Source organism: Shewanella sp. 11B5, from assembly GCF_002836795.1.
GTDB classification, from domain to species: Bacteria; Pseudomonadota; Gammaproteobacteria; order Enterobacterales; family Shewanellaceae; genus Shewanella; species Shewanella frigidimarina.
This window is the reverse complement of record NZ_PJAP01000274.1, coordinates 1-12,887: the sequence shown is the minus strand read 5'-3', so window position 1 is coordinate 12,887 and position 12,887 is coordinate 1. Positions and strand designations below refer to the sequence as shown.

11 protein-coding genes and 1 pseudogene are annotated in these 12,887 nt (G+C 42.0%); 11 read left to right on the top strand and 1 reads right to left on the bottom strand.

All coding sequences use genetic code 11. From position 1 onward, the window contains the following. Positions 1-770, bottom strand: a pseudogene (locus CXF78_RS04730) (two-component sensor histidine kinase BarA); the annotation flags it as partial. A gap of 102 nt (positions 771-872) precedes the next feature. Here CXF78_RS04730 and rlmD point away from each other — a divergent pair. The 11 genes from rlmD to CXF78_RS04675 all read left to right on the top strand — a co-directional run. Continuing rightward, entirely contained in the window at positions 873-2,240 is a 1,368-nt protein-coding gene (gene rlmD / locus CXF78_RS04725) for a 23S rRNA (uracil(1939)-C(5))-methyltransferase RlmD (RefSeq protein ID WP_102036128.1), read from the top strand. Between the two features lie 168 nt (positions 2,241-2,408). Next, positions 2,409-4,616, top strand: coding sequence for a GTP diphosphokinase (gene relA, locus CXF78_RS04720; RefSeq protein ID WP_102036127.1), 2,208 nt, complete (start codon positions 2,409-2,411; stop codon positions 4,614-4,616). Between the two features lie 59 nt (positions 4,617-4,675). Further along, positions 4,676-5,527 (top strand): nucleoside triphosphate pyrophosphohydrolase, encoded by an 852-nt coding sequence (gene mazG / locus CXF78_RS04715; RefSeq protein WP_180957049.1) that lies wholly within the window; start codon positions 4,676-4,678, stop codon positions 5,525-5,527. 114 nt (positions 5,528-5,641) lie between these two features. Next, the gene (locus tag CXF78_RS04710; protein WP_102036125.1) at positions 5,642-7,279 is read left to right on the top strand and encodes a CTP synthase; all 1,638 of its coding nucleotides are present in this window, start codon (positions 5,642-5,644) and stop codon (positions 7,277-7,279) included. A 274-nt stretch (positions 7,280-7,553) separates the two neighbouring features. After that, positions 7,554-8,855: a phosphopyruvate hydratase gene (gene eno, locus CXF78_RS04705; RefSeq protein ID WP_101085635.1), complete on the top strand. Its 1,302-nt coding sequence runs from the start codon at positions 7,554-7,556 to the stop codon at positions 8,853-8,855. Positions 8,856-8,955: 100 nt separating this feature from the next. Then, a complete protein-coding gene (gene ftsB, locus CXF78_RS04700) occupies positions 8,956-9,258 on the top strand; it encodes a cell division protein FtsB (RefSeq protein ID WP_102036124.1) in 303 nt (100 codons plus the stop codon). Between the two features lie 62 nt (positions 9,259-9,320). Beyond that, the gene (gene ispD, locus CXF78_RS04695) at positions 9,321-10,019 is read left to right on the top strand and encodes a 2-C-methyl-D-erythritol 4-phosphate cytidylyltransferase (RefSeq protein ID WP_102036130.1); all 699 of its coding nucleotides are present in this window, start codon (positions 9,321-9,323) and stop codon (positions 10,017-10,019) included. Positions 10,020-10,080: 61 nt separating this feature from the next. Next, positions 10,081-10,560 carry a 2-C-methyl-D-erythritol 2,4-cyclodiphosphate synthase gene (gene ispF / locus CXF78_RS04690; RefSeq protein WP_011636529.1) on the top strand — a complete coding sequence of 160 codons (480 nt, stop codon included), beginning with the start codon at positions 10,081-10,083 and terminating at the stop codon, positions 10,558-10,560. Positions 10,561-10,587: 27 nt separating this feature from the next. After that, entirely contained in the window at positions 10,588-11,601 is a 1,014-nt protein-coding gene (gene truD, locus CXF78_RS04685) for a tRNA pseudouridine(13) synthase TruD (protein ID WP_102036123.1), read from the top strand. 63 nt (positions 11,602-11,664) lie between these two features. Then, positions 11,665-12,414 (top strand): 5'/3'-nucleotidase SurE, encoded by a 750-nt coding sequence (gene surE / locus CXF78_RS04680; protein ID WP_011636531.1) that lies wholly within the window; start codon positions 11,665-11,667, stop codon positions 12,412-12,414. Then, positions 12,411-12,887 (top strand): protein-L-isoaspartate(D-aspartate) O-methyltransferase (locus CXF78_RS04675; RefSeq protein ID WP_102036129.1); only part of this gene is annotated, 477 nt, incomplete at its 3' end. The genes surE and CXF78_RS04675, both read left to right, overlap by 4 nt.

The following is a 12,887-nucleotide window of genomic DNA, read 5'->3' as shown; positions in this document are numbered from 1 at the left end:
AAGTTGCCTTCTAGGCGAGTATCGAGTTTACCTTCACGAATTTTGGCTACCACTCGCACCATTTCAGTAATGGGGTAGTTCACGTGCTTGACTAAGCGGAAGGTAAAAAATAGGTTAAATTGCACCCCGATTAATACGATAATAAACGCGGCTATAGCTGCTCGATGTTGTTCGAGTAGGGCGTTTTCTTTATTTAGTAATACTGATATATAGCCTAAAATTCGCTCTTGTTGATTATTGTAAATAGGTTTAACGACGCCATTGGCAGAAGTATTATTATTGATATCACCGTTACTTTGGCGATTTATACTGGCAACATGTTTTGGTTCTAACCCTGTATGGGATATTATTGGCACACGAATGACCAAAGTATCGCCAATTGTTTCATGTTCTGTGCCGATTAAGTTTGCCAGCGTTTGTTTGTAACGCATAGTTTCAAAATCTTTGTGGTAGTGCGAAGTGACAAAGAGTTGGTTTTCGGCATCAAAAACAGCAATAGATAGGATCAGGGATGCATTGTTTATTTGCGAGGCGGCGAGTAAAAGTTTAGTTGATTCACGATCTTGAGTGATAATGCCAAATTCGCTGGCAATGGCTAATGGCTCAACAATGTTGCTGCCTTTTTCAATTAAGGTTTGTTCCAATTCATAAAAGCGGTTTATCGTGAAATAACTTCCAAGTAGAATACCCACTACAATCGTGGGCGCTAACGCAAGTACCAGAACCCAAGAGCGTAGGCTGTATTTGGTCATATTGTTGGCACTTTTCATGGCTGTTAGGTATATCCCTGTTACTAAATCGCTGTTATTCCGTCTAGACTGCCAGATATGGCGCACTCTTGACTAGTTTTTTATTCAATACCTGAGGCCGAAATGGCACAATTTTTCCAAGCAAAACCGAACAAATCTAAGCAATTATCAGCAAAGTTAAGCCTCAGTGTCACTCAACTTGACCATTTAGGTGCAGGTATAGCGCAACATCAAGGCAAAATAGTGTTTATTCCGGGAGTGTTACCGGGAGAGACCGCTACGGTGCAATTTGTCGAACAAAAGAAAAGCTACGCTAAAGCCAAGCTCATCTCTATTGAGTCTGCAGCGGTTAATCGAATCAAACCTCATTGTCCACATTATCAACAATGTGGCGGTTGTGATTTGCAGCACATGGACACTAATGCACAACGCGAGCATAAACAAACTGCTTTGGTTGATCTCATCAGCAAGTTGTCGAGTGCTAAAGCTATTGATGCTGATATTGTCGCTGACCCTATAGCGGGTGAGGCGTGGCATTATAGACGACGCGCAAGATTGGCCACATTATTTGATAAAAATACTCAGCGGTTACAACTTGGGTTTCGCGCAGGAAATAGCAATAAAATTGTTTCTATTCAACAGTGCCCTGTGTTATCTGAGTCATTGTCCGCTTTAATTACCCCATTAGCGGCTAATTTAAATCAACTTAAAGCTAAGGCCAGTTTAGGGCATGTTGAACTCACCCAAGCTGATAACGGTAATTTTGCGGTATTAAGAGTGACTAAAGTGTTGCCAGCATCTGATATTCGTTGGTTAACGGGGTTTGCCGAAAAGCACCAACTTAACTTGTTATTGCAAGATGATGCTGGTCAATTAACCCAATTGTTTCCCTTGCTGCCAGCTGGTGATGAAGCTGTCGCGTTACCTTATTATCATCTTGCACAGGAGGCTGTTCGTTGTTCATTCACTCCTGGTAATTTTGTCCAAGTTAATGGTGCTATTAATCAGGCCATGGTCGATCAAGCCATCGAATGGTTAGACCCTCAATCTGGTGAGCGTATTTTAGATCTATTCTGTGGTGTGGGTAATTTCAGTTTACCGTTGGCATTAAAGGCTGCAGAAGTCATTGGTGTTGAAGGTGTGCCTGAGATGGTGCAACAAGCCAAGCAAAACGCTGTCGACAACCAATTGGATAATGTGACTTTCTATCATGCGGATTTAAGTGCTGATCTATCGGCACAAACATGGTTAGGCAAAATTGATAAACTGTTGCTGGACCCTGCTCGAGCCGGTGCTTTTGAAAGTTTACAATGGTTACAGAAAATGCAACCTAAAAAAGTGGTGTATGTTTCATGTAATCCGGCAAGTTTAGCACGTGACAGTAGTGTATTATTAGCCAGTGGATATCGAATTGCCCAAGTGGGATTAGTCGATATGTTTCCACAGACACATCATATTGAAGCCATGGTGTTATTTGAATTAAATATTTAAACAACGATTTTTTAGCCGCTTACGATAGGTATGCTAAAAAATTGGCCAACTGAACGCTATTGAATTGACAAAAGAATATAGCGCTTCAAGATAGGTTGTTCAGTTGGTCACACTATGCCATGTGCATATGGTTGGATGTCAGTCGGTCATGCGGCTAAGGAAGGGTTCATGGTATCTGTTCGCGAAGCACATTTTAATACGCAAGCATTCCAATTAGATGAGTGGGTCGCTCGTTATCTCGACGACAAAGATGATGCTCAGAAGTTATTGGTATTGATCCAGCAAGTTGAGGCCCTACCGGTTAAAAACAAACTGGCTCATACTGAACTGCTTGCGCGCGCTCGCGAAATGATCGAAATCTTAGCGCCGCTGAATATGGACATCGAAACGTTACAAGCCGCAGTATTATTTTTGCTATTCGATGCGGGTGTTCTCAACGAAGAGCAAATTCTAGAGCAATACGGTGAAAACCTTGCGAGGTTAGTTGCCAGTGTTGTGACCATGAATGCCATTGGCGCATTAAAAGTCAGTCAAAACTCGCGCGATGCCGAACCGCAAATAGATAACATTCGAAAAATGTTATTAGCCATGGTTGAAGATGTTCGCGCCGTAGTGATCAAATTAGCCGAACGTGTATGCTTACTGCGTGCGGTCAAAAACGCCGATGAAGAAACTCGGGTGTTATTAGCACGTGAAATTGCTGATATTTATGCGCCACTCGCTAACCGTTTGGGCATTGGTCAATTAAAGTGGGAACTTGAAGATATTTCTTTTCGCTACTTGCATCCAACCGTTTATAAAGACATTGCTAAACAGCTTGATGGTAAGCGTGTCGACCGAGAAGTGTTTATCGACAAGTTTGTGACTCAGTTGCAGCAGCGTTTAGATAGCGATGATATTCGCGCCAAAGTGTACGGCCGACCTAAGCACATTTACAGTATTTGGCGAAAAATGAAGGGCAAAGATCTCAAGTTTGATGAGCTTTTTGACGTCCGAGCTGTACGTATTGTCACCGAAAGATTACAAGATTGCTATGGTGCGTTAGGGGTTGTGCATGACCTTTGGCACCACATTCCGCGTGAGTTTGACGATTACGTTGCAAATCCAAAACCGAACGGCTATCAATCTATTCATACCGTAGTTGTTGGTCCTGAAGGCAAAACCGTAGAAATTCAAATTCGTACCGAGGCGATGCATCAAGATTCTGAACTTGGGGTTGCCGCGCACTGGAAATACAAAGAAGGTGCCAGCAATACCAAACAAACGGGTTACGAAGAAAAAATTAACTGGTTGCGTAAAATTTTACAGTGGCAAGAAGATGTCGCTGAAAGTGGTAATTTGGTTGACGAAGTCCGTAGCCAAGTATTTGAAGACCGAGTCTATGTATTTACCCCAAGTGGTGAAGTCGTTGACTTACCTTTAGGTTCTACCGTACTCGACTTTGCTTATTATATTCACTCTCAAGTGGGTCATAAGTGTATTGGTGCAAAAGTCGACGGCCGCATTGTGCCATTCACTTACCAAGTTGAAACGGGTGAACGCATTGAAATTATCACGTCAAAAACACCCAATCCAAAACGTGACTGGCTCAATCTTAATTTAGGTTATATCAAGTCGTCACGTTCGCGTTCAAAAATTCAACATTGGTTTAAGCAACAAGACCGCGATAAAAATATTGCCGCGGGTAAAGAGATGCTTGAGTCTGAATTAGCCCGAGTGGGTCTTAAAGTTAAAGATGCTGCAGTGGCGGTAGAGCGCTTTAATTTAAACACTATGGATGACATGCTAGCGGCTATCGGTGGGGGGGATTTACGTTTAAATCAAGTGGTTAATTTTACCGATACCAAAATTCGCAAAGTAGAAGACACTGACGAAAACTTACTTGAAGACATTATAAAGAAAGCGTCACATAAACCTAAAAAGTCGAGTAAAGGCCAAGTCGAAGTTAATGGCGTTGGTAATTTAATGAGCCACATTGCACGTTGTTGCCAACCCGTTCCCGGCGATGAAATATTTGGTTATATTACTATGGGGCGGGGGATTTCTGTGCACCGTAGTGATTGCGAACAAGTGAAAGAATTAATGCGTGCTCACCCAGAACGCAGTGTCGATGTGATTTGGGGTGAGAACTATTCTGGTGGTTATCGTATTCGCGTTAGAGTACTTGCCCATGATCGCAGTGGCTTATTACGAGATTTAACCACAGTGCTAGCGGCAGAGAAATCCAATGTGATGGCGATGAGTTCATCTTCTGATGTTAAAAGCCAAACTGCCACCGTAGAGCTTGAACTTGAATTGTATAATTTAGATGGTTTATCACGGATTCTCGGTAAACTGTCGCTCGTTGATGGTGTGATTGAGTCGCGTCGATTATAACGTAATTAACATCATGGCTTACCTTGAAGGCATCTACTTGTTAGGTGCTTTTTTATTAGATTTTATCTTTACAAGAGAGGACCGTTTCTGTGGCAGATATTCAATCGTTACTGACCATCATGCAGCAATTGCGCAACCCAGAGTCTGGTTGTCCTTGGGATCAAGCGCAAGATTTTGCCAGTATTGTGCCCTTTACCTTAGAAGAAGCTTATGAGGTTGTTGATACTATTGAGCGACAAGCATGGGAAGAGTTACCTGATGAACTGGGCGACTTATTGTTTCAGATAGTGTTTTATTGCCAATTAGGGCAAGAGCAAGGTAAGTTCGATTTTGCTACGGTAGTAGCGCGAATTAGCGATAAGCTTATTCGCCGTCATCCACATGTATTTGCTCAACCAGAAAACAACGTTGTTGGTGCCATTACCAATATTCACGATTTAAGCCAAGCGTGGGATTCGTTAAAAGCCAATGAACGTCAGCAAAAACAACTGCACTCAGCGTTGGATGATATCCCTCAAGCATTACCAGCGTTATCTAGAGCACGAAAAATTCAACATCGAGTGGCTAAAGTTGGCTTTGATTGGGCCGAGCTTGAGCCTGTTGTTGCCAAAATACATGAAGAAATCGATGAAGTACTGGTAGAAGTTAATCTACGACATCAAGACCCTGATTTTTATCAGCCGAGAATTGTTGATGAAATGGGCGATTTATTGTTTGCTGTAGTGAACCTTGCTCGTCATTTAAACGTTGATCCTGAACAAGCACTACGTCAAGCCAATCATAAATTTGAACGTAGATTTAGAGGGGTTGAGCAATGTGTAAACAATAGTGGAAAACCGATACAACAGCATAGCCTGGAAGAATTAGACCACTACTGGAATGTAGTAAAACAACACGAAAACATAAATTAAGCTAAAATTAGCGCGTTTAAGTTTGTCGAAACGAGGTGGCTTTGCTATAATATCGCCCCGTCCTAGTGCTTTCTTACAAGCACGTTTTTTCCAACACATTTTCTCAGGTTCAGCATGACTACAAGGTATATCTTCGTTACTGGTGGCGTTGTTTCATCACTAGGTAAAGGCATTGCAGCAGCTTCGCTCGCGGCAATTTTAGAGGCGCGTGGCCTCAATGTAACCATTATGAAACTTGACCCCTATATTAACGTCGATCCGGGTACCATGAGCCCAACTCAACACGGTGAAGTTTTCGTGACTGAAGATGGTGCAGAAACCGATCTCGATTTAGGTCATTACGAACGTTTCATTCGTACCAAAATGAATCGTCGCAATAACTTTACTACTGGTCGTATTTACGAAGAAGTGATTAGTAAAGAACGTCGTGGTGATTATTTAGGCGCAACCATTCAAGTTATTCCACACATTACTAACGCGATTAAAGAAAAAGTGTTAGCAGGTGGCGAAGGCCATGATGTGGCAATTGTCGAAATCGGTGGCACGGTGGGTGATATTGAATCATTGCCGTTTCTTGAATCTATTCGTCAATTAGGTTCTGAGCTAGGACGCGAACGTACACTATTTATGCATTTAACCTTAGTGCCATTCTTAGGCGCTGCTGGTGAAATTAAAACCAAACCGACTCAACACTCTGTTAAAGAGTTGCGTTCAATTGGTATTGCGCCGGATGTATTGGTTTGTCGTGGCGACCGTGCAATTCCTGCCAATGAAAAAGCTAAAATTTCACTATTCTGTAACGTAGAAGAACGTGCGGTTATTTCATTAAAAGACGTTGATAGCATCTACAAAATCCCTGCGTTATTACGCTCACAAGGATTAGATGATTTAGTCATTAAACGTTTTAATTTAACGTGTAACGAAGCTGATTTGTCTGAGTGGGAAAACGTTATTTACCAAGAAGCCAATCCAAATGGTGAAGTCACTATTGGTATGGTCGGTAAGTACATTGAACTTCCTGATGCATACAAGTCGGTGAATGAAGCATTAAAGCATGCAGGCTTAAAAAACCGTGTGACAGTGAATATTAAGTACATTGATTCACAAACAGTTGAGGCTAAAGGCGAAGAAGTGTTGCAAGGTCTAGATGGTATTTTAGTACCTGGCGGCTTTGGCGAACGTGGCGTAGAAGGTAAGATTTTTGCTGCTAAATTTGCTCGTGAAAACAATCTTCCGTACTTTGGTATCTGTTTAGGTATGCAGGTAGCATTAATTGAATTCGCTCGTCATGTAGCTGGTTTAGAAGGTGCGCACTCAACTGAGTTTAATCCACAGACACCTTATCCAGTAGTGGGTTTAATTACTGAGTGGATTAATGAAGAAGGGGATGTTGAGACGCGTCATGAGTCTTCAGATTTAGGTGGCACTATGCGTTTAGGCGCTCAGCTATGTCATTTAAAAGAAGGCACAAAAGCGGCAATAGCCTATGATTCTGCTACTTGTGTTGAACGTCATCGTCACCGTTACGAAGTGAATAACAACTACATTGAACGCCTAGAGAAGGCCGGCTTAGTGTTTAGTGGTTTGTCATCTGATCGTAAACTGATCGAGATGATTGAATTGCCAAATCACCCATGGTTCGTTGCGAGTCAATTCCACCCGGAATTCACCTCAACCCCACGCGACGGTCATGCATTGTTTGAAGGGTTTATAGCCGCTTCTTATGCGTATCAAAAACGCGATATCGATTAATGAATAAGCCGCTAATGTATCCATTAGCGGCTTTTTTATTCAAGATACTTGCGTTAGATCATATAATCGCACTGATGACGTGTAACAGCAGTGAAAACTAAGTTGATGCAAAGTCTAATTCGATTTATCCTAAGCACTAATCGATTTAAAATTACTAAACTGAAAGTTATATACCAATAAATCTGCTTTTTTAAGTCTGTTATGTATTTTTATTGGTATTAACTTTTTATTTCTTTTAATTTTTTAATTTACTTACACAAAGTACGAGGGAATTATGGCTAACATCATTAAAGTGATTGGTCGCGAGATTATGGATTCGCGCGGTAACCCAACAGTAGAAGCAGAAGTGCATTTAGAAGGCGGTTTTATTGGTATGGCTGCTGCACCATCTGGCGCATCAACCGGTAGTCGCGAAGCATTAGAACTGCGTGACGGCGACAAAGCACGTTACTTAGGTAAAGGTGTTCTTAAAGCGGTTGCTGCTGTTAATGGCCCAATTGCTGAAGCACTTAAAGGTAAAGATGCATTGGCTCAAGCTGAACTTGACCAAATCATGATTGACTTAGACGGTACCGAAAACAAAGCAAAATTTGGCGCTAACGCCATTCTTGCTGTTTCTCTAGCAGTTGCAAAAGCTGCCGCTGCTGCTAAACACGTCCCTTTATATGCTCACATTGCTGATCTAAACGGTACACCAGGTGTTTACTCTATGCCTCTTCCAATGATGAACATCATCAATGGTGGCGAGCACGCCGATAACAGCGTTGATATTCAAGAGTTTATGATCCAACCTGTTGGCGCTAAAACTTTCCGTGAAGGCCTACGTATGGGCGCGGAAGTATTCCACAGCCTTGCTAAAGTACTTAAAGCTGACGGTCACTCAACTGCGGTTGGTGATGAAGGTGGTTTTGCTCCAAACCTAGCATCTAACGAAGCTGCACTTGCTGCAATCAAAGTTGCTGTTGCCAACGCCGGTTACGAGCTAGGTAAAGACATCACGTTAGCGATGGATTGTGCTGCTTCTGAATTTTACGACAAAGAAGCCAACATCTACGATCTTAAAGGTGAAGGCAAGAAGTTTACTTCTGAAGAATTTAACTTCTTCTTACAAGGTCTTACTGAACGCTACCCAATCGTTTCTATCGAAGATGGTTTGGACGAGTCTGACTGGGATGGTTTTGCTCACCAAACTAAACTAATGGGCGATAAAATCCAATTAGTGGGTGACGATCTATTCGTAACAAACACTAAAATTCTTAAGCGTGGTATCGACAACGGCATCGCTAACTCTATTTTGATTAAATTCAACCAAATCGGTACCTTAACCGAAACTTTGGCTGCAATTAAAATGGCCAAAGATGCAGGTTTTACTGTTGTTATTTCTCACCGTAGTGGCGAGACAGAAGATTCAACGATTGCTGATTTAGCTGTTGGTACAGCGGCAGGTCAAATCAAAACCGGTTCACTAAGCCGTAGTGACCGTGTTGCTAAGTACAACCAATTGCTACGTATAGAAGAAGCACTAGGTTCAAAAGCACCATATAACGGTCTTAAAGAAGTTAAAGGCCAAGGATAATATTTTTGCTTTAGCTTAAAAAGGCCACCACTCGGTGGCCTTTTTTGTTGTACTATAACGGACATATTTTCTAAGGATTACTTCGACATAAGTTAATATTATGAAGCAACTAATATTTTTACTGATTTGTTTATTGTCACTTTTACAGTACCGGCTTTGGTTGGGCGATAACAATTTGTCAGAATATGTCTTATTGCAAACCCAAATAGCAGGCCAAGAACAAAGTAACGGCAAGCTTGTCGCTCGAAATCAAATTCTTAAAGAAGAGATTATCGATTTAAAACGTGGCACTGAAGCCATTGAAGAGCGTGCCCGTAACGAGTTAGGTATGGTTAAAGAAGGTGAAACTTTTTATCGGGTCGTTGGCAGTGAACTACGTGAACGGAACCAATTTAATCGTTAACATTGAGTTGCACAGCAGGTTTAACCCTTAATCATATTACTTTAAATATTGGTGCTGCATATATGTCAAACAATCCTCGCTCCATTATTGCAATTGTGCCTGCTGCAGGTGTTGGCAGCCGCATGGGAGCAGATAAACCTAAGCAATATTTAATGCTTGGCCAACAAAGCATTCTTGGCCATACATTAGATACGTTATTAGCTCATCCTGATATAGATCAGGTCATTGTTGCATTGCATCCACAAGACAACTATTTCAACCAGTTACCACAATCACAACATCCTAAATTAACCCAAGTTGTTGGTGGTGGAGAGCGTGCTGATTCTGTTTTAGCAGCATTAGATTATGCGCACAACTATAATCCAGGGGCGTGGGCTCTCGTTCATGATGCCGCAAGACCTTGTGTAACTCACCAAGATATCACCCAATTGATTAAGTCTGTCGCCATTCATCCACAAGGTGCCATTCTTGCTGCGCCCGTTCGTGACACCATGAAGCGCAGTGACGCCAGTGGGCTTATTGTTCATACCGTTGACCGCTCGTTGCTATGGCATGCATTAACGCCGCAATTTTTCCCAGTCTCGATTTTACGTACTCATTTATCGGCTGCATTAGCAGCGCAGGTACCTATTACCGATGAAGCCAGTGCCATGGAATGGGCTGGGGTTATGCCGGGGTTGGTTAATGGCCGAATGGATAATATCAAAGTGACTCATCCAGATGATTTACAATTGGCTGCTCTGTTTATGTCACAACAATAGTTAACTGAAATAGCCGCACTCATTAATATCAGCTCTAAGCAAGTTAAGATAAGGTTTTTAAATGAATATTCGTATCGGTCATGGTTTTGATGTACATAAATTTGGCGGTGATAGCCCACTGGTTTTAGGTGGTGTTACTGTTCCTTATGACAGTGGACTGATTGCCCATTCTGACGGCGATGTGGTACTGCATGCCATTAGTGATGCGATATTAGGAGCGATGGCGTTAGGTGATATAGGTAAACACTTTCCTGATACTGATGCTAATTTTGCCGGTGCCGATAGTCGAGTGCTATTAAAACACTGTTATCAACTTGCACTGCAAAAGCAGTTTGTTTTAGGCAATCTTGATGTCACTATTATTGCTCAAGCACCTAAGATGGCGCCACACATTGAAGCAATACGTCAGTGCTTAAGTGCTGACTTACAAACAGATATCGATAATATTAATGTTAAAGCGACAACAACCGAAAATCTCGGTTTTACTGGACGTAAAGAAGGCATTGCTGTTGAAGCTGTTGTGTTGATGAAGAGCCAATAACCTACAAAATAAAGAGAGTTCTGTCACATGAAAGAATTACATTACCTATTTGGTAAACCAATAAGCCAAGCTGATTTACGTACCTATAACAGCGACTTTATAGTTAAAGAAATTTTGCCTTTTACTCCAACAGGGGAAGGCGAGCATCATATGCTTCATGTACGTAAAAATGGCATGAATACCGTTTATGTTGCCGAGATATTAGCTAAATTTGCGAAAGTGCATCCAAAAGAAGTGACTTTTGCAGGTCAGAAAGACAAAAATGCCATCACTGAACAATGGTTCGGGATACGCATTCCTGGTAAAGAAACGCCAGAGTGGACGCAGCTGAATGATGATAAATTAACCATTCTGTCGAGCAGTCGTCACAGTAAAAAATTGCGTATTGGCGCCTTGCTAGGAAATCGATTTGTTCTGACATTACGCAATATCAATGATACGGCCGATGTCGAGTCTCGTTTACAGCAGATAGCAAAACTCGGAGTCCCTAATTACTTTGGTGAGCAGCGCTTTGGCCACGATGGTAAAAACCTGATCTTAGGCAGACAAATGCTGAGTGGTGGTCGTAACATAAAAGATCGCCATAAACGCAGCATGTATTTATCAGCTGTGCGTTCTAATGTGTTCAATCAGGTGGTGTCATTTCGATTAGCTAATCATCAGGCAGATACCGTCGCGGGTGATTGCGTGATGTTAGCTGGTAGTAAAAGCTATTTTACCGCCGAAGTATGGGATGAGGTACTCAATAACCGCTTAGCTGAAAAAGATATCCAACTTTCCGCTCCACTTTGGGGAAGGGGAACACCATTAGCACAAGGTGAGGCATTAGCTTTAGAATTAACGCCATTAGCTGAATTGTCGGCTGATTTACAGGGACTAGAAGAAGCAGGTTTATCACAAGAGAGACGGCCATTATTACTTGAACCTCAAGGAATGAAATGGCAGTTTGATGCTGATACGCTCACTCTTGAATTTGTATTACCTGCAGGGAGTTATGCCACCTCGGTGTTACGCGAACTTGCTGATTATCAAGATGTCTAAGAGTCACAACGAAAAGTCATGGTTGCCGAGCAACAAGCACAAAAAAATGAAGAGTGTTAATTAATGATTAATATTTTAGTCAGTAATGATGATGGCGTGAGAGCCCCCGGTATTATTGCATTAACCCACGCATTGAGTGAGTTTGCGCAAGTATTAACCGTCGCACCGGATCGTAATTGCTCTGGTGCGAGCAATTCATTAACCTTGACTAATCCATTAAGAATTAATAACTTAGAAAATGGTTATATTTCTGTTAACGGTACTCCGACAGATTGTGTCCATCTCGCTATTAGGCAATTGTGTCAAACCGAACCCGATATCGTCGTTTCTGGTATCAATGCTGGGGCGAATATGGGAGATGACACCTTATATTCAGGCACTGTTGCAGCGGCAATGGAAGGACGATTTTTAGGTTTACCTGCCATTGCTGTGTCACTGGTTGGAAAATCATTAATTCATTACGATACAGCAGCCATCTTTGCTGCCAAAATTGTAAAAGGGTTGCTGGAACATCCCATTAGCCGTGACCAAATTTTGAATGTTAATGTTCCTGATTTACCTTTAGCACAAATTAAAGGGATTAAAGTCACCCGTTTAGGTGCCCGACATAAAGCTGAAGGTATGATAAAAACCCAAGATCCAGCGGGTAAAGATATATACTGGCTTGGTCCTGTTGGCAGTGAGCAAGATGCCGGAGAAGGGACTGACTTTGGTGCGGTGGCCGCGGGATATGTATCCATAACGCCACTCACTGTAGACTTAACGGCATACAATCAACTTGATGGATTAGCCGATTGGATAATAAAAATATGACACGCGTAGCTTCTACTTCAGCAATGAATTTAGCCAAAAAATTGGCCGAAGCAGGGATCCGACATCCTGCGGTATTGCATGCTGTAGCAACAACACCACGTGAATTGTTCCTTGATGGTGCATTAGCTCATAAAGCGTATGAGAATACTGCATTACCTATCGGACAGGGACAGACAATTTCGCAGCCTTATATTGTGGCTCGAATGACTGAACTGCTGCTGCAACACAATCCTCAAAAAGTGTTAGAGATTGGCACTGGCTCAGGTTACCAAGCAGCTGTTTTAGCATCGCTAATTCCTGAGCTTTTCACAATTGAGCGTATAAAAGCATTACAAATACAAGCTCGTCAAAGATTAAAACGTCTAGATTTACATAATGTCGCATTCAAATATGGTGATGGTTGGCAAGGGTGGTCAAACCGTGGACCATTTGATGGAATAATGGTGACAGCTGCAGCTGCAACAGTACCTCAA

What these genes read in the sequence shown, in the direction of transcription:
- rlmD (WP_102036128.1), top strand. Translation starts at nt 873, where the DNA reads ATGGCACAATTTTTCCAAGCAAAACCGAACAAATCTAAGCAATTATCA.
- relA (WP_102036127.1), top strand. Translation starts at nt 2,409, where the DNA reads ATGGTATCTGTTCGCGAAGCACATTTTAATACGCAAGCATTCCAATTA.
- CXF78_RS04710 (WP_102036125.1), top strand. Translation starts at nt 5,642, where the DNA reads ATGACTACAAGGTATATCTTCGTTACTGGTGGCGTTGTTTCATCACTA.
- eno (WP_101085635.1), top strand. Translation starts at nt 7,554, where the DNA reads ATGGCTAACATCATTAAAGTGATTGGTCGCGAGATTATGGATTCGCGC.
- ftsB (WP_102036124.1), top strand. Translation starts at nt 8,956, where the DNA reads ATGAAGCAACTAATATTTTTACTGATTTGTTTATTGTCACTTTTACAG.
- ispD (WP_102036130.1), top strand. Translation starts at nt 9,321, where the DNA reads ATGTCAAACAATCCTCGCTCCATTATTGCAATTGTGCCTGCTGCAGGT.
- ispF (WP_011636529.1), top strand. Translation starts at nt 10,081, where the DNA reads ATGAATATTCGTATCGGTCATGGTTTTGATGTACATAAATTTGGCGGT.
- truD (WP_102036123.1), top strand. Translation starts at nt 10,588, where the DNA reads ATGAAAGAATTACATTACCTATTTGGTAAACCAATAAGCCAAGCTGAT.
- surE (WP_011636531.1), top strand. Translation starts at nt 11,665, where the DNA reads ATGATTAATATTTTAGTCAGTAATGATGATGGCGTGAGAGCCCCCGGT.